This is a genomic window from Clostridium fermenticellae, assembly GCF_003600355.1.
Lineage (GTDB): Bacteria > Bacillota > Clostridia > Clostridiales > Clostridiaceae > Clostridium_AV > Clostridium_AV fermenticellae.
This window is the reverse complement of record NZ_CP032416.1, coordinates 1942779-1965049: the sequence shown is the minus strand read 5'-3', so window position 1 is coordinate 1965049 and position 22271 is coordinate 1942779. Positions and strand designations below refer to the sequence as shown.

24 protein-coding genes are annotated in these 22271 nt (G+C 32.3%); 23 read left to right on the top strand and 1 reads right to left on the bottom strand.

Going from position 1 to position 22271, the window contains the following annotated elements:
• Position 1 precedes the first annotated feature (1 nt).
• Together D4Z93_RS09190 and D4Z93_RS09185 are read left to right on the top strand one after the other, a co-directional pair.
• Positions 2–313, top strand: a complete 312-nt coding sequence (locus D4Z93_RS09190) for a nucleotidyltransferase family protein (protein WP_243105918.1) — start codon at positions 2–4, stop codon at positions 311–313.
• Positions 297–686, top strand: a complete 390-nt coding sequence (locus tag D4Z93_RS09185) for a nucleotidyltransferase substrate binding protein (RefSeq protein WP_119972852.1) — start codon at positions 297–299, stop codon at positions 684–686. Before D4Z93_RS09190 ends, D4Z93_RS09185 begins: the two co-directional genes overlap by 17 nt.
• A 54-nt stretch (positions 687–740) precedes the next feature.
• On the opposite strand, the gene D4Z93_RS09180 is transcribed toward D4Z93_RS09185, so the two are convergent.
• Complete coding sequence (locus tag D4Z93_RS09180) at positions 741–1079, bottom strand: single-stranded DNA-binding protein (protein ID WP_119972849.1); 339 nt, start codon at positions 1077–1079, stop codon at positions 741–743.
• Between the two features lie 280 nt (positions 1080–1359).
• Between D4Z93_RS09180 and D4Z93_RS09175 the strand changes: the two genes are divergently transcribed.
• From D4Z93_RS09175 to fliP, 21 genes are all read left to right on the top strand, one after another.
• On the top strand, positions 1360–1698 hold the full coding sequence (locus D4Z93_RS09175) for a hypothetical protein (protein WP_119972846.1): 339 nt from the start codon (positions 1360–1362) through the stop codon (positions 1696–1698).
• A gap of 114 nt (positions 1699–1812) precedes the next feature.
• Positions 1813–4044 carry a cell wall-binding repeat-containing protein gene (locus tag D4Z93_RS09170; RefSeq protein WP_119972844.1) on the top strand — a complete coding sequence of 744 codons (2232 nt, stop codon included), beginning with the start codon at positions 1813–1815 and terminating at the stop codon, positions 4042–4044.
• A gap of 45 nt (positions 4045–4089) precedes the next feature.
• Positions 4090–7941: a DUF5050 domain-containing protein gene (locus tag D4Z93_RS09165; RefSeq protein WP_162920287.1), complete on the top strand. Its 3852-nt coding sequence runs from the start codon at positions 4090–4092 to the stop codon at positions 7939–7941.
• Positions 7942–8034: 93 nt separating this feature from the next.
• Positions 8035–8724 (top strand): hypothetical protein, encoded by a 690-nt coding sequence (locus tag D4Z93_RS09160; protein WP_119972838.1) that lies wholly within the window; start codon positions 8035–8037, stop codon positions 8722–8724.
• Positions 8725–8742: 18 nt separating this feature from the next.
• Positions 8743–9627, top strand: a complete 885-nt coding sequence (locus D4Z93_RS09155) for a flagellin N-terminal helical domain-containing protein (protein ID WP_119972836.1) — start codon at positions 8743–8745, stop codon at positions 9625–9627.
• Between the two features lie 428 nt (positions 9628–10055).
• Positions 10056–10457, top strand: coding sequence for a flagellar basal body rod protein FlgB (gene flgB / locus D4Z93_RS09150; protein ID WP_119972833.1), 402 nt, complete (start codon positions 10056–10058; stop codon positions 10455–10457).
• A 30-nt stretch (positions 10458–10487) separates the two neighbouring features.
• The gene (flgC, locus tag D4Z93_RS09145; RefSeq protein WP_119972830.1) at positions 10488–10922 is read left to right on the top strand and encodes a flagellar basal body rod protein FlgC; all 435 of its coding nucleotides are present in this window, start codon (positions 10488–10490) and stop codon (positions 10920–10922) included.
• A 10-nt stretch (positions 10923–10932) separates the two neighbouring features.
• The gene (fliE, locus tag D4Z93_RS09140) at positions 10933–11244 is read left to right on the top strand and encodes a flagellar hook-basal body complex protein FliE (RefSeq protein WP_119972827.1); all 312 of its coding nucleotides are present in this window, start codon (positions 10933–10935) and stop codon (positions 11242–11244) included.
• A 25-nt stretch (positions 11245–11269) separates the two neighbouring features.
• On the top strand, positions 11270–12865 hold the full coding sequence (gene fliF, locus D4Z93_RS09135; protein WP_119972824.1) for a flagellar basal-body MS-ring/collar protein FliF: 1596 nt from the start codon (positions 11270–11272) through the stop codon (positions 12863–12865).
• A 7-nt stretch (positions 12866–12872) separates the two neighbouring features.
• Positions 12873–13889, top strand: a complete 1017-nt coding sequence (gene fliG / locus D4Z93_RS09130) for a flagellar motor switch protein FliG (RefSeq protein ID WP_162920286.1) — start codon at positions 12873–12875, stop codon at positions 13887–13889.
• Positions 13873–14640, top strand: coding sequence for a FliH/SctL family protein (locus tag D4Z93_RS09125; RefSeq protein ID WP_119972822.1), 768 nt, complete (start codon positions 13873–13875; stop codon positions 14638–14640). Before fliG ends, D4Z93_RS09125 begins: the two co-directional genes overlap by 17 nt.
• A gap of 11 nt (positions 14641–14651) precedes the next feature.
• Positions 14652–15965 carry a flagellar protein export ATPase FliI gene (fliI, locus tag D4Z93_RS09120; protein WP_119972819.1) on the top strand — a complete coding sequence of 438 codons (1314 nt, stop codon included), beginning with the start codon at positions 14652–14654 and terminating at the stop codon, positions 15963–15965.
• Between the two features lie 29 nt (positions 15966–15994).
• Positions 15995–16432 carry a flagellar export protein FliJ gene (gene fliJ, locus D4Z93_RS09115; protein WP_119972816.1) on the top strand — a complete coding sequence of 146 codons (438 nt, stop codon included), beginning with the start codon at positions 15995–15997 and terminating at the stop codon, positions 16430–16432.
• Positions 16433–16436: 4 nt separating this feature from the next.
• Positions 16437–17969 carry a flagellar hook-length control protein FliK gene (locus D4Z93_RS09110; protein ID WP_119972813.1) on the top strand — a complete coding sequence of 511 codons (1533 nt, stop codon included), beginning with the start codon at positions 16437–16439 and terminating at the stop codon, positions 17967–17969.
• Positions 17970–17994: 25 nt separating this feature from the next.
• Positions 17995–18666, top strand: coding sequence for a flagellar hook assembly protein FlgD (locus D4Z93_RS09105; protein ID WP_119972812.1), 672 nt, complete (start codon positions 17995–17997; stop codon positions 18664–18666).
• Positions 18667–18701: 35 nt separating this feature from the next.
• Complete coding sequence (locus D4Z93_RS09100; RefSeq protein ID WP_119972809.1) at positions 18702–19094, top strand: TIGR02530 family flagellar biosynthesis protein; 393 nt, start codon at positions 18702–18704, stop codon at positions 19092–19094.
• 91 nt (positions 19095–19185) lie between these two features.
• A complete protein-coding gene (locus D4Z93_RS09095; protein ID WP_119972807.1) occupies positions 19186–20205 on the top strand; it encodes a flagellar hook-basal body protein in 1020 nt (339 codons plus the stop codon).
• 80 nt (positions 20206–20285) lie between these two features.
• Complete coding sequence (locus D4Z93_RS09090) at positions 20286–20480, top strand: flagellar FlbD family protein (protein ID WP_119972805.1); 195 nt, start codon at positions 20286–20288, stop codon at positions 20478–20480.
• A gap of 78 nt (positions 20481–20558) precedes the next feature.
• Positions 20559–21083 carry a flagellar basal body-associated FliL family protein gene (locus tag D4Z93_RS09085; protein WP_119972802.1) on the top strand — a complete coding sequence of 175 codons (525 nt, stop codon included), beginning with the start codon at positions 20559–20561 and terminating at the stop codon, positions 21081–21083.
• Positions 21084–21104: 21 nt separating this feature from the next.
• Positions 21105–21494 carry a flagellar biosynthetic protein FliO gene (gene fliO, locus D4Z93_RS09080; RefSeq protein WP_119972799.1) on the top strand — a complete coding sequence of 130 codons (390 nt, stop codon included), beginning with the start codon at positions 21105–21107 and terminating at the stop codon, positions 21492–21494.
• Positions 21487–22260, top strand: coding sequence for a flagellar type III secretion system pore protein FliP (fliP, locus tag D4Z93_RS09075; RefSeq protein ID WP_119972797.1), 774 nt, complete (start codon positions 21487–21489; stop codon positions 22258–22260). Before fliO ends, fliP begins: the two co-directional genes overlap by 8 nt.
• Positions 22261–22271 lie beyond the last annotated feature (11 nt).

Sequence of the window (22271 nt, the reverse complement as noted above, 5' to 3'; positions counted from 1 at the left end):
GGTGATTAAATTGATAGATGATAAATTGAAAAGTGAATTGGAAGTGATTTTTAAAAAATATGTGGAAATTGAAAAAGTTTTATTATTTGGATCACGTGCCAGAGGAAATAACAGATACAATTCAGATGTGGATTTATGCATATTTGGAAAAAATATAACCAATTTGATTTTGGCAAAGATAAGTATGGATGTTAATGAGTTGGACACTTGTTTGAGTTTTGATATATTATCGATGAATGAACTTAGCAAAGATGGATTAATAAATAATATATTAAAAGAAGGGATTGTCATATATAATGAAAAGATTAAATGAAAGAATACATGATTTTACAAATGCATTAAATAGACTAGGCGAAGCATTAGAAAAAGATATTTCAGATGATATAATAATAGATGGTATTATTCAAAGATTTGAGTTTACCTTTGAGCAAAGCTGGAAAGTTATGAAGTTGTATTTAGAAGATCAGGGAATAATAGATGAAGCTTTAGCACCAAGAAGTACTATAAAATCAGCTTTTAAGCATGATGTCATATCTAATGGAGATGTATGGATTGAGATGATGCTCGATAGAAATAGAACTTCTCATATGTACGATGAAACAATTGCTAAAGATATAGTTCTTAGAATTCAAGAAGTATATTTTGATGAGTTTAGTAAATTGGAAAAGTTTTTGAGAGGAATATAAGAGAACATACCTGAATTTTGCAAATCCAGGTACGTTCTATATTTATGCCGTTACCTATACTGCATTTGAATCTTTTTTGCTTTCCAGAAACTTTATATTGTCAGCTTGAATTAAAGAAAAATACTTTTTATCTCCATCTTTGTTTATATAATTTCCAGTCGTTATTTTACCGCTTATTCCTATAAGTTTACCCTTTGTAAGATATGGACACAATTTACTAGAATGGTCGCTCCAATAGGCGACTTTTATGAAATCAGCATCTTTAGTACCATCCTTTTTTTTAAAATCTCTATCTACTGCAAGTGTAAATTTTACGGCACCTCGTTTACTGTCTCTGAGTTGAAGTAATTCAGCATCTCTGGTAAGTCTCCCTATAAGCATTACTTTATTCAATTTATTGACCTCCTAATATATTTTTTATTAATTATGTCCCTATAATTAATAAATAAACATATTAAAGGAAAGCTTTTTACAAACTTTTACATAGAGTGGGATTATATTTAAATTTATTTAGATACAATTGACAGTTAAATAAATACATTGTTAAAATAAAGTAAATAATAGTATAGGGTTGCAAATTTAAGATTAACTTATGTGTAGGCTGAAGGATAAGTTAATCTTTCATCCATAAAACCTATATTATGATAGTATTATATTAAGGTGGGATGAGAGATTGGATAATGATGAAAAAATACTAATAAGTAAAGGAAGTATAAATAGTATTATATCTGGATTGAGTTCAATAAAAGTTATTTCTCAAGATAAAGGTATAAGAAAAGAAGCTGAAAAACTGCTGAAAATGCTCCAATATGAAGTTGGCATAAATAGTAAATCATTGGAGGACAGGATAAGAGAAAAGATGAAGGAAACTAAATCAACAGATCCTGATATGAATGCGAACTTATATATTTTGCATCGAAAACTTGTGAACAAGCAAATAACTGAAGAGCAGGCACTCAAAATGTTCGAAACTTATGTCAAAATAGAGCCTTATGATAAAAAGATATTTTAAATTTAAGGGTTTATGATGTATCTCGTAATTTTATTTTCCCATAGTTATTAAATTATAGTGACGGTTCTACGATAATAAGAGTAGCTTAAAAAATGAAAGGAGAATTTTTACCTAATGAAAGGCAGGAAATTTACATATGTTTTGAAGAGCAAGAAATTATCGGCGATAGTTCTTGGAGTTGTTTTAGCATCTGTAATTAGCCTAAATAAAGTTTATGCATCCCCTGTAATAACAAGATACGATGGTATGGATAGGTATGAAACAGCAGCTAAGGTGTGTGAGGATGGATGGAAAAGTGGAAGTGACTATGCTGTTATAGTAAGTGGTGATAACTTTCCGGATGCTCTATCAGCTGCACCATTGGCCAAGAAGTATGATGCACCTATTCTTCTTACAAATAGGGACGTATTAAATCCTTATACTTCCTCTGAACTTGGAAGACTTAAGGTAAAAACTGTATATATAATAGGAGGAAAAGGGGTTGTATCACAGAGTATACAAGATGCATTGTCTGCAAGAGGAATAAAAGTTACAAGAATTGGAGGAGCAGATAGATATGAAACAAGTATAGCAGTGGCAAATGCACTTGGAAAATCAAAAGAAATTGCCGTGGTAAATGGAGATGAATTTCAAGACGGTATGTCTATAGCGCCAATTGCAGCACTTAAAGGAATGCCAATAGTATTGACTGAGAGAAGCTATATACCTGGTGTTGTTCAAAAATATTTAAAGAGCAATTCTAAAGTTGATCAAACCTATGTAATAGGTGGAAGTTCAGAAATAAGCAGCAGTATTATAGGAAGCTTCTATAGTGCAAAGAGAATTGGAGATGGCGATGTATATAGCAGAAATACGGGAGTGATAAATGCTTTTCAAAATGAGATAAGTACGGGTACACTTTATGTAGCTTCTGCAAAAGACTTTCCAGACTCACTTGTTGCGGCAGCAATAGCACCTAAAACTAAGTCTCCAGTATTGTTTGTAGGTGACTACATTCCACAGACAGTTCAAAACTTTTTAAGATCAAGTATAGTAGATAATTTAAAAATACTTGGAGGGCTTGGCTCTATAGATTATAATACTCAGGAGAATATTGCGTATTTACCAATAAGTGTGTCTAGTACAGACAGTATAACTGATACTATATGGCAGGGTGATAAATACAATTTAAGACCGACAATAGTTGTAACGGCTAGTGATGGAAGTATAAAAGAGGTGCCGGTAACATGGAATGTATCCAAGATAAATACTTCTAAGCCTGGAATATACACATTGAATGGTAAAGTGGATGGTATGGATCAGGATGTGACTATGACATTAATTGTAAAACCACTTCCTACAAAAATAGATGATATAACAGCAACATCGCAAAGCGAGAGCGATTATTCACTTCCTGAGACAGTTAGTGCAAAAATGTCAGATGGAACGATAAGCAGAATCCCTGTTATTTGGGAATATGGTGTTCAGCAGGGAAATAAACCCGGTGTCTACGTATTTCAGGGAACTGTTGATCATTATTCTAAAAAAGTAAAATTAACGCTTACGGTAACGGTTCCTCCTCAAATAGAGTCAATACCGGGTATAAAACTTAAACTGCAGAATTTTAGTGATTTTTATTCATCAGTATATTATACTAATGTTCCAGCTAAGATGAGTGATGGTACTATAAAGCAGGTACCTATAATCTGGAATATGAATAGTAAAACTGATTATCCTGGATATCCAGGAGTGTATGAACTTACTGGAAGAGTTTCGGATTATGACCAGGATATAAAAGCGATTATTATAACTGGCAATGCAGAGGATCCAACCCCGGGAGATCCGACGACACCTGATAATCCAGGTCAGGCAGGTGGAACTTTGGTGGAATTACCTGATATTGATATAATGGAAGGTGACAATTCATATAATCTTCCTAAAAATGTAACAGATCCATCAACAGGAAAAAATGTGCCGGTTACATGGACAACCAGTAATATAGATGCAGCTAATATTTCAACAGATAGTGTTGAAACCAGTAGAGTAAGCCTTATTACATTTATAGGAACGTCTGCAGCTACGGATGATAGATTTGAATTAAAAGCAAATGTCAGACCTATGATTGCCGGTATTTCTGAGGATTCATTGAATGTGACGATCAGTGCCTCTGATTACTATAATAGATCATATTCGCTGCCTTCAACGTTAAAAGCTGTAATGAAGGATGGAGTTACTACAAAAAATATAAGTGTGGTTAACTGGGATAAACCATATATTACAATAAGTGCCGGTCAAACATACAAAATTAAGGGAACGGTAAAATGGTATAATACTCCAGTTACTTTCACCTTGACCGTAGAGCCATAAATATTAATTTATATAGACAATTTAATGAGGGGGGTAAATAAAAAAATGAAGAGGACAAAATTACTTGTATTGTCAGTAGTATTAGCATTAGGCATCCCTATGACAGCGCATGCTTTTCCATCTGGAAAGCAGGTACTTGTCATAGGGAACAGGGCATATGATATAAGTAATATAGAAACTTTATTTACAAATAGTGATTTTATAAATTATGTGTCAAATAATTATAAGAACATGTACTATGTCGACAGTACAGGAGGAGACGGACCAAAAATTAATGATGTATTTGGTGAAGGTACTATAAATGAACAGGAATTAATAAATAGATGCGGCGACAGAATAAACTATTATTCTGGTGTAAATGAGTCTCTTTCTGATTATTGGGTTACTCAAAATGGAGAATATAAGATGAGTTCTGAGGTTTCAGACCCTAATTCGCCAATAAATACATCTCAGTTCATTACACTTGAACTAAGTTCTAAAGCTATAGCAGGGAATTTGTATTTATATAATTTTAAAATAGACAAGATAGTTGGAGTTCCAGGAGCCGCTTACTATAGTGTAGGAAGCAGCAGCAATAAACTCCAATTTAGTAATAATACAAGTTATATGATTAATGTGGAAAATATAGGTACAGGCATACCAATATATATATATTCAAGTGATATGAAAACTAAAATAGCAACGGCAATGCTTACATCTAGTGAACTTACCAATTCTGATGGAACAGCAATAACGGAGTTTACAGTTAAAACGGTGAAATTTAGCAGTGTGATAAATCCTATAAGTCCTATAATGTCAAGATGGATGGTACTTGGAAATATGAGCAATGGTGGTATGCTCGATTGTGACAGCAATTATATCTACTATGTGAATACAGCAGATGGAAATAAGATATATAAGAAGAATTCATATGGTACCGAGAACTATGCTATAAATAATGATTCATCTGGATATATAACGGTGTATGGTGATTGGATATATTATTGCAATTATTCAGATGGTGCTAAAATATATAAGGTAAAAATTGATGGAACAGAGAGACAGAAGATAAGTGATAATAAAGGAACTTATTTAAATGTTATAGGTGACAAACTGTATTATATAAACGGTTCAGATAGAAATAGAATTTATTCATTGGATTCAGCTGGAAATTCGACTAAACTTGGTGATGACGAGGCTTCTTATCTTGAACTTGGGGTTAATAATAATTTGTTTTACAGTAATGTGTCGAATAGCAGAAATTTATATCAAATAGATACATATGGAAATAATGTGAAAGTGGACAATTTGGATAAGAGCAATCCTGCTTCTTATATAAATGTATCTATAAATTCTTCTGTTGCGTATTATTCGAGTAGTGATGGATATGTGTACAGATCCGGTGATCCATACAATCCAATAAAGATCAGTATACAAACTTCGAGTGGACTAGTGACCGATAAAGTTTCCAATATAAATATATCGAATAATACAATGTACTATAAAAGCTTAGTAGATGGCGGAAAGCTTTATAAAGTAGGATCAAATGGTGGTGTGGCACAAAAAATTTCAAATGACAGTGTTGATGGAATATTTGTATATTCATATAATGGAACTAAAGACGATGTATACTATACGAAGAGCGGAAAGCTTTATATGATTTCCGGAGATGATTTAAATAGCAGCAGCACAGTTCCTAAAGCAACAGCCATAACAAAGCCTAAAAGTAATTTGAAGATAAAAAGTATTAGTACGATACCTACAGTTTATACCGATGCCAGTGATTCAAAAAAGACTATAGACAAAATAGATGTTTTAAGATATCTTCCGGCTAAGGTTTCTGTTACTATGAGCGATGGTTCTATATTACAAATACCAGTAAATTGGGATATAACAAACTATAAGGCAAAAAATGGTATATATACGTATAGCGGTACTCTGGTTGGATATGGAAATAAGGTAACGGTAGATTTTGCGATAGCATCAACATCTCAATTAAATAGTGGAAATACAACAGCATATAATGAAGTAGGTAAAAATGATACTGTTACTATAAATAATAGTACACTTGACAGTGGGGATGTAGTAAAAGTATATGATGTAAAAGATTCAAGCAAGGTTGCTAAAACAGCTACAATAGATCAAACTGGAGGAACGGTTATAGGAGGACTTGATTTTGGAACATATTCTGGAAGTGTTAAAATTACAGTAACAGAACCGGGTAAAGCAGAAGGAACTCCTTATTATGCACCTTTTGGACCTGAAAGGGGAACAGCTCCATCTATATTGGGTTCTACACTTGCAAATACAAAATTGGAGTATTCTACTGATTCTACCAGTGATGAAAGTTTGATAACTATTTCGGGAATACAATTAACATTGAGTTCAAATGATCAAATTTATGTGGGGAGTAAAACAGATGCATCAGCTGCAGGTGAGGATGATGCAAACTGGATCGATATTTCGAGTATAGATTCTAAGTACGGTACCTGGAATTCAAGTACTGGTGTTTTGACTATAAATGGAGATAAAAGTATAGGATGGATTACAGTTAAAGAAAAGGATCTGAAATTTGGAGGAAATGGATTAAAGATATTTATAAGGCAAAAAGGGAATCCTGCAAGTCAGCCGGCAGTGTTTGTTGTAAATCCTAGAATATCTGCACCATATGGAGTTACGTTTGATGAGACGAATAAAATGATAAGAGGGACTACAAGCAGGGAAGAATATTCTATAGATGGTGGCTCAACCTGGAATACTTGTTCTGATAATAATACGTATATAGGAACATTCCCTCAAAACATACCGGTTCGTGTGAGAATTAAGGCTACACAGGCTACACTTGCAAGTTTGGAAACTGAGCAGGTTATGGTTACAGATATGAGTGGTGATTATACGAATGTTGCTATAACTAATGGAAATCTTAATGTAGATAGTAATGGAACTCCTTATTCGGACTCAGAAGGCAATTACTGCAGTGATAATACTATAGAACTTAAGTCGTCGATACCTGTAACGTGGAGAGTTACAGATTCAAATGGACAGTCTACTAGTAAAGCTTCAATAAAACAGTTAGATAGTACACATGCAATTTTGACAGGTTATGAAAATGGTGTTGTAACTGTAATTGCTACCTCTACTGATGGAAGTTATCTGCAGGGAAATTTAAATGTTAATATATCCAATCAGAAGGTTATAACTGTAAATGATTCTACTCAATTGAATAATGCTGTTAATGCGGGAATTAAAGTTATAAAACTTATTGGTATAGGTGGAAATTATTATTTGAATTCTTTGCCAGGTTCAGGTACATTGGCTATAGTTGGACAAGATACAAGTTCCGTGCTTAATATTTCTGGAAATTTAGCAAGTGTTGGATCGAACATTAGTAATTTATCTCTTAAGAATATGACTGTTAGAGGAAATGGTTCATCAAGTGTTGGTGATTTCATAACTGTTTCATCTGGTATGTTTACAGCTGATAATGTATCATTTGATTCTATAAATGGCAGCAGTATAATAAGTCAAGCAGGAGGAAATATTGATGTTAAAAATTGCAGATTTTTGCCTTCTAATAAAATAATACAAAATATTGTTGCTAATAATGGATCCATAAAAAATAATACATTTACAGGCAACAGTGGACAGACAAATGAATTAGGTGCATTAAATGCCAGTGGAAATGTTATAATACAAGGAAATACATTTACAAATTATCTAAATAATGATGGATATGCGATAAAACTTTCATCAGGTTTTTCATCATCTAATGTTGGTGGTGTATCAAGGGATTCCTGGAATATTATAAATAATTGTAATATAGGAATCTGGCTTCCATCTGGAGATAATACGACATTAAATACTAATAATAGTATTGATGTTAAGACAGTATCACAACCTATAAAAGTAACTAACTAATAATATTTATATATTAAAATTAACCTTTATGGTTTCCTGTACATAAAGGTTAATTTCAGGGTAATGTAAATTTTATTATTGGAGGAATAAAAATTGAAAAGATTGATTTCACGTATGAAGTTCAGTATAGTAGCATCTGCAGTGGCTGCCTTAGTCCTGCCATGTACGGTATTTGCATATGGCATAAGTGATATAAATAAATTTAATGATAAAACTATATCAAATACGAATAAAGCCTGGAATATAAAATTTAATGCAAGGGTTGATATAAGTTCTGTGAAAAATAGTATTCATATGAAGGACTTAACGGATAATTCCAATTTGAGCATAATTCCTGTTCTTGATTCTGATGAGAGCGTAGTCAAAGTAAATGCTCCGTCACAGGGGTATGAGGTTGGACATGAGTACCAGATAATTATAGATAAAGATGCTAAATCACAAAAAGGAAGAACCCATAAAAAAACTGCTGTAATGAATTTTAAAGTTATAGATGTATCAGGTGGAAATTATACAGCAAGTGCAAAAGTTCTTACGTCATCTATACTTCCTAAATTAAAACAGATAACTATTAGCAGTATAAATCTTCCAGAGATTAAGAAATTTAAAGTTGACGGAAGTGCAGGTATACTTGACATCGGAAAGACTAATGTAGCTGTTATACCGGGGAATACAGCAAATGTGTATTTTTACGGCCAGGATGGAAGTACAGTGATTGCAAAAGGAATTTTAAATGTTTCGGGTTCTAATGACGATTTAACAGTAAAACTTACAAATGAAAATTAAGGTTATGGAGGTGATATTATGCAACTAATTCCTAATATGTCCGCTTTAAGGGCATATATGTCATATTCCAGTGCACTTCAAAAACAGCAGATATCGCTTGGAAGGGTATCAAGTGGAGTTACTATAAATACAGCTGCAGATGATCCAAGTGGCTTGTGTGACAGCGAGAGAATGAAAATACAGATAAGAGGTCTTCAAACAGCGTCACAAAATGCACAGGATGGTATTAGCATGCTGCAGACTGCAGAAGGTGGTCTTAATAGCATAACTGATATGCTCCAAAGAGTTAAAACTCTGATCATTCAATGTAATAATGGAACTGTTAATTCAACAGATATTCAGAATTCGCAGAAAGAGATAGGACAGTTAATGGAAGGTATAGACAATATTGTAGATTATACAGATTTTAATGGAAAAAATCTATTAAAATCTGGTAATGATGTTGATGATCCTGATGTTAAAACCATATTAATGAGTATAGGAGCTAATCCAGATGAAACTGTAGATATACCTATGTATGATCTTTCATTAAATAAACTTGGAAAGGATAGCGGATATACACTTGATGATTTAAGGAATGGCGGAACACTTGATTTAACTAGTGGTGGAAATTGTGACAATGCATTAAGTGTTGTGAATAAAGCATTGGATTCTGTCATATCAATTAGGAGTGGATATGGCTCGATTGAAAATAGATTTAATGTATGTAATGAAAATTCCGCAGATTTTGCAGATCAGATTCAAGAAGAGCAGAGTGGTTTATGTGATTCAGATATAGCAAAGGAAATAATAGATTATTCGACTCAGAATGTAATTGTACAGGCCAATATAGCTATAATAGCACAGGCAGATAAACTTCCTCAGGATGCTCTTACTATATTGCAAAATGTTAAAAGTAAATAGAGTAACATAATTTATATAAAAATAAGCAGTATTGTTTGACATTTGTCAAATCATACTGCTTATTTTTTATACCAATTTTGATATGAAAAATAATTTAGAAATATTAACCTAAAATTGATGGAAAATCATGTAGACTTATTGTACAATAATAGGGACAAATATGTGGAGATTAAATCATAATAAATGGAATTATTTTATTACATAGTAAAATATTATATTAATAGTATATTTTTATACTTAAAATACTAAAATTTTCAGTTTTTAGTTATATATTTATAAAATACAAAAAAAAAGTACCTATTAGTAAAATTTTGTGTTAAAATATTCATGTAATATATGAAGTTTAATTTGAAATAAAATTATATTAAAATTATTTTATGATTACATATGATAATATGGTCTAATACAATATTATAGGAGATGATAAATTGAATATAAGTAATTTGACAAAAGATCAACAAGTGTATAATTTACTAAAAGAAGGTCTTGATGCAGCGTCTGAAAGAAGTGAAGTATCTGCAAATAATATTGCAAATGTAAATACTAAAGGGTATAAGCGGAAATATGTTACATTTGAAGAAAATTTACAAAAAAGTGAAAATAAAATTGATTTGAAAAAAACAGATGAAAAACATATGTCATTAAATAATGGTAATGGCGATATAGAAGTTAAAACAGATGGCAGTACAAGTATTAAGGAAGACGGAAATAATGTGGATATAGAAAATGAAGAAGTAAATCAAGCTGCAAATGCTCTTATGTACAATGCACTTATAACACAAGTAAATGCTAGAATTTCTCAGGAAAAATATGTTATAGATGGAAAGTAAACAATAATATAAAGAAAGGGTGTGCTTTAGTTGCTTAAATCTTTTGATACACTTAGGATAAGTGCTAGTGGACTCTCAGCTGAGAGACTCAGTATGGATACAATAGCATCTAATATAGCTAATGTGGATACTACAAGGGGAGCTGATGGAAAACCTTACAGGAGAAAAATAGCTGTATTCCAGGAAAATTTGAATCAAGAATTGGATAAAAATACTGATACATATAAAAATGAATTAATGGGAGTAAAAGCTGTTGGCATAGTTGATGATAATTCTCCGCTTAAAAGGGTTTATGATCCTTCGAACCCGGATGCAGATTCAGATGGATATGTTTCTAAACCTAATGTTAATGTATTAAACGAAATGGCAGATATGATGGTTGCAACCAGGACATATGAAGCTAATGTAACTGCAATAGATTCAGAAAAAAGTATGTTTTCAAAGGCACTTGAAATTGGAAGGTAGGTTTTAAGATATGATTGTGAATGAATTTACACCTGATAGTAAAGTTTTTGATAGTATTGTATCAACATCTAAAGATAAAACGCAGGACAGTACTAAAGATCAGGTTGGATTTGGGGACTTTTTAAAAGAAAAGTTGGATGAAGTAAATAGTAAGCAGCTTGATGCTGATAATACAACTCAAAGTTTTATTGACGGGGATGATGTTGATATACATAAAGTAATGCTTGATACTGAGGAGGCAGAGATGTCTTTAGAATTAGCAGTCCAGGTTAGGAATAAGTTATTGGATGCATATCAGGAGATAAATAGAACACAGTTATAGTTTAGGTAAGGAGAGACTAGTTTAAATGGGTAAGCTATCACAATTTTTTAAGAATTTAATAGCAAAATGGAAAGAGCTAAGTAAGAGAAAGAAGATAGCTTTTGGAGTGATATTTGCGGGGATAATAGCAGCAGTAATATTTGCAGGTATATCTTTAGGGACTACTAAATATGCGGTTTTGTTTTCAAACTTGAATTCTACGGATTCTGCTAATGTATACAAGCAGCTTCAATCGGATAAGGTTGATGCTAAGGTTCAGGGAAATTCCATACTGGTTCCAAAGGATCAAGTTGATAAGGTAAGAATGCAGGTTTTATCTGAGGTTCAAATTACAAATGGAAGTCAAGGCTTTGAATTGCTTGATAAAAGCAGCTTTGGAACGACTGATGAACAGATGAAAATAACTTATCAAAGAGCCCTTCAGGGAGAACTTGAAAGGACGATAAAGGGATTTTCAGAAGTGCAGGATGCCAGAGTTCATCTAGTTATTCCAGATGATACTGCTTTTGAAAAAGATACGGATCCTGGAAGCGCATCTGTAACACTTAAATTAAAACCGGGACAAAGCCTAACTAAGGATCAAGTTAAATCTGTAATAGCACTTGTTTCAGGGGCAGTTAAAAATGTACCGGCTAAAAATATACAGGTAATGGATGATAACATGAATTTGCTTTCTGACGATTTATATACTGATAAAAATAATGGAGAGCAGTCAACTACATCTGCAGATAAACAGCAGCAATTACAGAAACAGTATGAAGAGAATTTACAGAAAAGACTTCAAAGTATGCTTGAAACTGTATATGGAAAAGATAAGGTTAAGGTTACTGTCAATACTGAATTGGATTTTGATGATGTACAGCAGGATTCAACGACCTATGATCCTAAAAGTGTTATTGTAAGTGAAAATGACAAAAAAAGCACTTCTAATTCTGGCGATAATTCTGGGACTTCGAATAGTCCAGTAGATAATAATATGACTAATTCTACAGCTTCTAGTAACGGCAATAATTTATCTACAAGTGAAGAAACTACTAAAAATTATGATGTTTCTAAAGTTGAACAGAAGACAATAAAGGCACCAGGTGCTGTAAAAAGACTAACTGCATCTGTGGCATTAGATGGAAATGTTGATGATGCTACCAAAACGTCAATAAAGAATCTTGCTGTTTCGGCTATTGGATATGACGATAATAGAGGAGATACCATAAGTGTTGAAGGTATACCTTTTGATACGACATTGAAAGATAAAGCAAGAAAAGATTTAGATGAAATGAATAAAGCAACAGAACAGGCTAAGAAAAATAAACTGTATACTATAATTGGAATTATAGCAGCTATTGTTATAGCAGCAGCTGTTGGCATATTCTTATGGATGAGAAAGAACAGAAGAGAAGAGGAAGAGGCCTTTGATGATGAATTTGGATCTACTCAGTCAATTGATACAATTATAGGCGATGATGATATGGATACTAATGAACAACCTAAGTTTAAACCTGTTGAATTTGAGGAAGAAAATGAACAAACTCATCTTGAAAATGAAATAAGGAAATATGCAAAAGATAAGCCTGATCAGGTGGTAGATGTAATAAAATCATGGCTCGCAGAGGATGAGAGGTGATTATTGTATGTTGAAAGAGAATCAGAAAATGACAGGAGTTCAAAAAGCAGCCATATTGTTTATAACTCTTGGACCTGAAACAGCAGCAAATATAATAAAAAAACTTCCAGATGCTGAAATCCAAAAAATAACATATGAAATAGCTAATATAAATTCTGTTGGATCAGAAGAGAAACAAGGAATTCTTGAAGAATTTATACAGATGAATAGGGCAAAGGATTATTTGGTAGAAGGCGGCCTGGATTATGCTAAAAATGTATTATCAAAGGCGCTTGGAAGTCAAAAGGCAATGGAAATATTAGATAAGGTAACTGAGGCTACCCAGCAATTTAGACCATTTGCTATAGCTAGAAAGGCGGATGCCCACCAGCTCTTAAATTTAATTTCAAATGAGCATCCTCAAGCTATTGCTCTTATATTGTGTTATCTTCAGTCAGATAAATCTGGACAGATATTGTCTGCACTTCCAGAAGATGTTCAGTCTGAGGTCGCATATAGGATAGCGACAATGAGTAGTACATCACCTAATGTTGTAAAGGAAATTGAAAAGGTGCTTGATGATAAGCTTTCATCTGTTGTTAAATCTGATAATAAGATTATTGGTGGAGTTCAAACTATTGTAGACATACTAAATCAAGTTGATAGAACTACAGAAAAAAATATTACAGAGGGACTGGAAAAAGAAGATGCAGAATTAGCAGAGAAAGTAAAAGAATCGATGTTTGTATTCGAAGATATTGTTACACTTGATGATGTTTCAATTCAAAGAGTTCTTAGAGAAGTTGATAATAAAGAACTTTCACTTGCACTTAAAGGTTCTTCTGAAGAAGTTGCAAATTGTATATATAGAAATCAATCTAAGAGAGCAACTGCAGCACTCAAGGAGGATATAGAATTCTTAGGTCCTGTTAGACTTATGGATGTTGAAAAATCCCAGCAGAAGATTGTTGGTATAATAAGAAGACTTGATGAGGCTGGAGAGATAGTAATATCAAGAGGTGGCGAGGATGCGATCATCGTATAATATTATTAATGGTTCAAATGTTGTAAGTGATGGATGCAAAAATATAATTACTGAATTTCATGAAAAGGTAAAATCACAGCAAAATAAATTAGCAGATGGTAATTCGAAGGCTATAATAGAAAGCTATGATAATCTGGCAAATACAATTATTGAAGGCGCCAGAAAGAAGAGAGATGAAATACTTTCAAGTGCATATAATGATCTGGATAGTATAAAAAAAGATGCTTATAATAAAGCCTATGCTGATGGACAGAAAAAAGGCTATGATGATGCATACAATAAGGCTTATGAGGAAGGATATAAAAAAAATTTGGATAAGGCTCTAAAAGAAGCTGAAATTATTAAGAATAATACGGACAATATGATTAAAACTGTTATTGAGCAAAAAGATACTTATCTTAAAGAGAAGGAGTCTATAATAAAAAATCTTATAATGGATTGCATAGAGAATGTTTTAAAGAGAGAAGTTAAAGATAAGGATTCATTAAATAATGTAGTTTTTGAGGCATTATCCGAAGTTAAAAATACTAAAGTATTTGTAATTAAGGCAAAAAGCATGTATTGCAGTGAATTTAAAGATAAAGTTGATTTCTTAAAAGAACAAATTCCTTTTAAGGGTGATGTATTTATAGTACCGGATGATTCTATGGAAGATGGAACTGTGATTATAGAAAGAGACAATGGAAAAATGAAATTCGGGGTTGACATTGCTTTTAAAAAGATAAAGGAACTTTTTAAAAATGAGGATTAGAAGGTTTATTTATGATTAATATAGATTTTGACAGGATAAGCAGTGGAATAGGTAAAATAAATTTTTTATACTCTGAAGGAATAGTAAAGCAGGTAATAGGTCTTACAATTGAAGTGGATGGAATAAAGTCTTTTGTTGGTGAAGTATGTACAGTATATAATGAAAAAAATGATCCTATTCCATGTCAGGTTGTTGGATTTAAAGAAAATCAGGTTATATTGATGCCGCTTGGTGAACTTATTGGTATATCCCCTGGCTGCAGAGTAGTGCCTCAAGGTAAGCCATTAAGTGTGAGATGCTCTGACGAACTCTTTGGCAAGGTATTGGATGGACTTGGAAATCCATTCGATAGCGATGAAGAGATAGAATATGGCGAGCTTTATGAAATGGATGCTGAACCGCCGAATCCAATGAAAAGGCGAAGAATACAGAATGTCATACCAACTGGTGTTAGAGCGATAGATGGATTTTTGACATGTGGTGAAGGACAAAGAATTGGAATATTTGCGGGAAGTGGTGTTGGTAAAAGTACAACCCTTGGAATGATAGCAAAATATGCTGAAGCAGATGTAAATGTAATAGCACTTATAGGTGAAAGAGGAAGAGAAGTTAAGGATTTTATAGAAAAAGATATAGGAAAAGAAGGAATGAAAAAAACTGTAATTGTATGTGCAACATCTGATAAACCAGCACTTGTCAGGCTTACAGGAGCCTTTACGGCAACAGCTATCGCAGAATATTTTAGGGACAAGGGTAAAAAAGTGATACTTATGATGGATTCAGTTACCAGATTTGCGATGGCTCAGAGAGAAGTTGGACTTGCAATTGGCGAACCGCCTGCGACTAAAGGATACACACCATCTGTATTTGCCAAACTTCCACGATTAATGGAAAGGTCAGGCATGTCTGATAAAGGATCGATAACAGCATTTTATACGGTGCTGGTTGATGGTGATGATTTTAATGAGCCTATAGCTGATGCAGTTAGAGGTATACTTGATGGACATATTGTGTTATCGAGGGATTTAGCTGGCAAGAATCATTATCCGGCTATAGATGTACTAAACAGTATAAGCAGACTTATGTCAGAAGTCGCAAGCAGTGAACACAAAAGTGCGGCTTCGCTTGCAAGGGATCTTTTAGCGACATATAAGAATTCAGAGGATTTGATAAATATAGGTGCCTATGTTAAAGGAAGCAATAAAAAATTAGATACGGCAATTCAATACTATGACAAGATTATAAAGTATTTAAGACAGGATGTTAATGAACATTTTTTATTTGATGAAAGTGTCAAGAGCTTGATAAATATTTTTAACAGTTGATTTTGAATTCATTTTTTTGGAGGCAGCTTATGAAAGGATACAAATTTAAATTGCAGAAGCTTTTAGATATAAGGCTCGACATGGAAGAACAGAGTAAGAGGACGTTTAAGGAAGCTCAACTTGAAAAGCTAGAGGTTCAAAACAGGCTAAATTCTCTTAAGGAAAGTTATGAAAAATACAGAAAATTAGATAACAGCGAGACCTCAGTGGATATGAAAATAAAACATCTATATTTGAACAATATTACATATATGATAAATAGTACGAATGAAGTGCTTGCAGAAAAAGAGAAAAATCTTAATGAGAAGAGAAAAGATTTAAAAAAAAGACAAGTTGAAAGGAAGACTGTTGAAGTATTAAAGGAAAAAAAACAGGCAGCCTTTGATCTTAAACAGAAGATAATAGAGCAGAATATGAATGATGAATTCGCACTCTATGGATATATAAGAAATCTTGAAAGGAGGTGAAATAATGAGTGCATATGTTTCAAACGTTACTTCTCAAGTTAATGCTGCAGTTAACAAGGCATCGCATGGTAGTTTAAAAGCTTCTAGCAGTTGTTCAACATCTGATAAGAGTTTTGATAGTTTTATGTCTAAGTTAAGTGATCAGACTTCAAAGACTGAAAATGTCACTTCAAATGATGATAAACATTCTGTAAATAAAGTAGATAATAATAAGAATTCGAGCTCAAGTAATCCAGATGACGATAAAAAAATAGAACTACCAGAAAAAATTAAAACGGAACTTAAAAGTATAGGTGCAACTGATGAAGAAATAGATAATGTAAAATCACTGGATGACTTAAAGAATCTAATAGAAAAGAAACTTTTAGATTCAGATAATCTTCAAAAGTTATTGACTCAGGGACTTACAGATACTTCTACACTTGGTAAGCTTTTAACGCTATTTATGCCACAGGAAAATCAAACTGGCATACAGGATATTTCAGATAATATAGTTAACAGTTTAAAAACTCAAATTAATAATATTGTAAAAGAATTGTCTGGTGGAACTCAGGATGATGATAAGATTGCTAAATTGCTTGACAATCTTAAAAATAATATCGAAAAATCCATACAGACTAATACTTCTAATGATGATCCTGTATTTAAGCTTTTGGTCACGAAGAATGTTGAAGATAAAATATTGAATTCTTTAAATGGTAAATTAAACGAGGCAGATTTTGCATCGATACTTCCTAAGGTTAAGCAGGAATTGGTTTCATTATTAAATGATGCTGCAGAAGATATCAAAAACCAGAAGGTAAATAATACAGATGTTTTAAATAATTTAATTTCCATGATAAAAGAAGATCATAATTCAAATAATATTTTATCTGCTAATTACAGTACATCTGACATGCTTGATTCAAATAATTCAAATAATTCAAGCGACAATAAAAAAGAAAATTTGAGCTATACTGCCCAAAGTAAAGATGATAGTTTTTTAACTTCACTTGCATCTAAAGATGATAAAAATAGCAGCAGTATATCTAAGGCTGCTGATTTTATGACACAGTTTAACAATACGGTTAATAATCTAAATACTGATTCTGTTTCTCAAAATATAGTAATAAATAAAACTGATCTGAACAATGATATAATAAAAACTTTGAATTATATGGAATCAAATGACGTCAAAAATTTAACTGTAAAGATAAATCCTAGAGAACTAGGAGAAGTTACTATCAAACTTACTATGGAAGCCGGACAGATGAAAGCAAATATAACAGCAAATACAAAGGATGCTTATAATTTATTAAATTCAAATATTTTAGATATAACAAGTAAACTCCAAAATAATGATATAAAGATACAAAATATTTCACTTGGTGTATACGAAGATACAACATTTTTTAAAGATGGTTCAGAGAATAGAAAAAATGATAATAATCAAAGTGAAAACAGGAGAAATTCACAAAATAAGCTGGCAGGAGTAAATGAAGAAAAAGAAATTGACAATTTTACTCCGGCTCAAAATAATGTCAATATGCTTGCATAAGTAAGTTTTTAAGGAGGTGTATATTATGACAGCGGTGACTGCTGCGGATAATACTACAACTATAAATGATAGATTAAGTCAATTGTCATCCAATTCAAGCAGCACAAGTAAGGATGAAAATTTATTTTTAAAAATACTTGCTGCAGAACTTCAAAATCAGGACCCGACTAATGCAAAAGATGGTACTGAATATGTATCTCAGATGGCACAATTTTCAGAACTTCAGCAGATGGCTAATTTAAATACTACGTTAAAGATGTCAAGCGCAAACTCTCTTATTGGAAATATAGTAGTTTTAAACAAATTAGATCAGAATGGAAATTATTATGCTGGTAAAGTAATGGATATAATAAAAAACGGCGATGAAATTGATCTTGATGTAATTGTGGGTCAGATAAAAGATAGTGATGGAAACCTTCAAAACGATGTTAGAACATTTACATTAGATAATGTACAGGCAGTTGGAAGGAAAGATGATACTGGTACATCAGGTACCAATATGGATCTTTTGAATGCAGCTGCACTCATCGGGAAAATGGTTACTTTAAGTGACACTGATGACAATAATAATAATTATACTGGAACAATAAAGAGTATATCGAAAGAATCAGACGGTATAAAAGTCAATGTACAAATGAGTACGGGCGAAACCAAAGAATTTTCAATTGATGATATAACATCAGTAAGTGATTCATAATCTAAATTGAACCCAGGGAAGAGTGAGTGATCTTTATGGGATATAGAGTTATTGATGGAAAGGTCCATATTACATGGAATTTCGAACCTTATAATAAGGAAATCAACACTCAAACAAAAGAATCCAAGCGTACTTCATTTGATGAAATATTAAACAAAAAAGTAAGGGAGAAAGATGGATTTGTGATATCAAATCATGCAGCTTTAAGACTTAGAGAAAGAAATATAAATTTCAATGAAAGTGATATGAAAAGTATTAATGAAGGAATTAATAAAGCTGAAGCAAAAGGCTGCAAACAAGCTTTGATATTATACAAGGATACTGCACTTGTAACTTCTATAAAAAATAGAACTATAATAACAGCCGTTAACAGTAAAGATAACGGAGAAAATGTGTTTACAAATATTGATAGTGCAGTTATTTTATAAGGGCAGGACTAAGTTTTGGATGCCCGGTTCTGTGGAGCGATAGAAGCAGAACATTTTATAAACATAATTTTAAAATATGGAGGGATAAATAATGTTACCATCAATGTATTCAGCAATTAGCGGACTTCATGCCAATCAAAAAAAACTGGATGTCGTAGGAAATAATATAGCAAATTCATCAACTACTGCATTTAAAAGTCAGAGCGTTACATATGAAGATGTTATGAGCCAGACAGTGGCCAGCGGCAGTGGTGCAAGCAGTTCAACTGGAGGAATAAATCCCCAGCAGATAGGTATGGGTGTGCAGGTTTCAAGTATAGACACTGATACTACAACAGGAGATATGCAGCCAACTAACAATCCACTCGATTGTATGATAGATGGAAAAGGTTATTTTGTAGTTGGCACAGGTCAATTACCCGAAGATAGTTCAAGCACAGATGCTGGAACAATAGGACAGGAGGATGAAGCTACTCATTTAATAACACCAAATTCAGTTGATGTAACTTATACGAGAGATGGATCATTTAAACTTGATCCACAGGGAAATTTGCATACGGCATCCGGACTCAGAGTTTATGGCTATCCTAATACTAATGCTGTTATAACTTATTCTACAGATACTAATACTCAGCATACAGTTGATGTTACAAATGATGGAACAGCTGAAATAAGTGGAGATGCCTTAGTGCCTATGGTTATACCAGATTATCTTAGTATAGATGGTGAAAAATATCCTGTTACTCAGGTATCAATAGGAAATACTGGTTTGATAACGGCAACTTGTAATTCAAAAAGTGTAGTATTAGGTCAACTTGCAGAGGTGTCCTTTAGTAATGAAAAAGGTCTTTCAAAGATGGGAAATAATACTTACAGTATTTCTGCAAGCTCGGGAAATGCTATTCTTAGGAATAGAGAAGGTGCGGATGCAGCTAATATAAACAGCGGTGAGTATGGAAGCATATTATCTAATAAACTTGAAGCATCAAATGTTGATTTAGCCACCCAGTTTACAGATATGATAGTTGCAAGCAGAGCGTTTGAAGCTAATGGAAAGATTATAACAACAGATGACTCAATACTTGAAACTCTAGTAAATTTAAAGAGATAGTTAAATAATGTATGTGTAATTGAAAATTTGGGAATAATTATCCTGAGTTTTCAATTACTAATTTTAATTGGAGGATTGCCATGATAAGAGTTACTGGACTTGATAATAAAGAATTTCTTTTAAATGCAGATCACATAGAAAAATTGGAGCAAATTCCTGAAAGTTTAATAGTACTTACAAATGGTAGAAAATATTTAGTAAAGGAAACAATTGAAGAAATAGTAAATAGAGTTATAGAGTATAAGAGGAAAATATTTATTCAGTATACTAAGTGATTAAAGCTTTGAATATAAAACTTAAATTTATTTTAGGTTATAAAATAGATTGATTTTTATTAAGGAGATATAAAAACTATGGAGAATAAGGTAGAAAAAAAAGGAAAACGAAAGTTAATAATATTGGTTTTAGTGCTGATTATTATTGTATGCGTTGGAGTTTACCTCGGGTATTCCCTATTTTTGAAAGATAAATTGGGGTCTGAAGGTGTATCTGCGAAACAACAACAGCTTCAGCAGACTCAAGCTGTACAAGCTGGACAGACTACACAAACTATAACACAGCAGATTGTGTCAAGTAAAACTTATGAATTAAGTAAAGATGATATATTGGTTAATTTGGCTGATACTGATTCCAGCAGATACTTAAAGGTTAATATTTATCTTGGTTATGATTCTAAAAAGCTTGACTCAGAGTTAGAGGAAAAACAACCTATAATAATGGATACAGTTATAAATGTTTTAAGGACAAAAAAAGCTGCTGATATATCATCAGCTAAAGGATTAGAAACAGTTAAAGTTGAGCTTATACAGAGGATAAATCCGCTGCTTCAAAAAGGTCAGATAAATAATATTTATTTCAGCAATGTTTTAGTTCAATAAATTAAAGGATGGAGAATGTCTATGGATTTGCAGTTTTTGTGGATGCTTTTAAAAATAATTATTTTCTTGCCATTTATACTTCTTCTCATATATATATCGTTAAAGTTTGGCGGAAATAAACTGCAAAGTATGCAAAATGGTAAATATATAAAGATTTTGGAGAGAACCAATGTATCAAAGACGAATAGTTTACTTGTGGTTAGATTAGGAGAAAAGATATATGTTATGTCTTCTACAAATAATGAAATAAAGATTGTTTCAGAATTAAATGAAGAGGAAGTATTAAGACTTGAAGATGAAAAACTTATACCACAGTACAGCAGTTTGGAAGATTTTCTAAATAAAACAGGGATGAAAAGTTTTTTAAAAGGTAAACTTACTATATTAAAAAAGGAAGATAAGAATGAATAGAAGAAGAAGCAAAATTTTTATAGCAATTTTAGCAGTACTGTGTGTATCATTAATTACTGTGACTAATGTACATGCTGCACCACAAAACTTGACTGTTCCTAATGTAAATATGTCAATTGATAATTCTGGTACACCACAGCAGTATGTATCAAATATAAAACTTCTTATAGTACTTACAATTCTTACACTTCTGCCGTCATTTATTATGATGATGACGAGTTTTGTTAGAATTATAGTTGTTTTTGGATTTTTAAGAAATGCAATTGGAACACAACAGTCACCACCCAATCAAGTGCTTATAGGGCTTGCACTTTTTTTGACAATTTTTATAATGCTACCGGTATATAACAAAATTAATACAAATGCTATACAGCCATATTTGAATAATAAAATAACGGAAGAACAAGCAATAGATGCCGGGGCAAAGCCCTTAAGAGAGTTTATGCTCAAAAGTACATATAAAAAGGATTTTAAATTATTTGTAGATCAGGCAAAATTAAACTATAAGGTTACTAAAGATAATGCTCCGCTGTATGTAGTTGTTCCAGCATATATGATAAGTGAACTTAAAACGGCATTTCAGATAGGATTTTTGTTATACATACCTTTTATGATAATAGATTTGGTTGTGGCGAGTGTTCTTATGTCAATGGGTATGTTTATGTTGCCTCCATCCATGATATCACTGCCATTTAAACTGTTATTATTTGTAATGGTAGATGGATGGTATTTACTTGTAAAATCTTTAATTGTAAGTTTTCAGTGAGGTGGTATAAA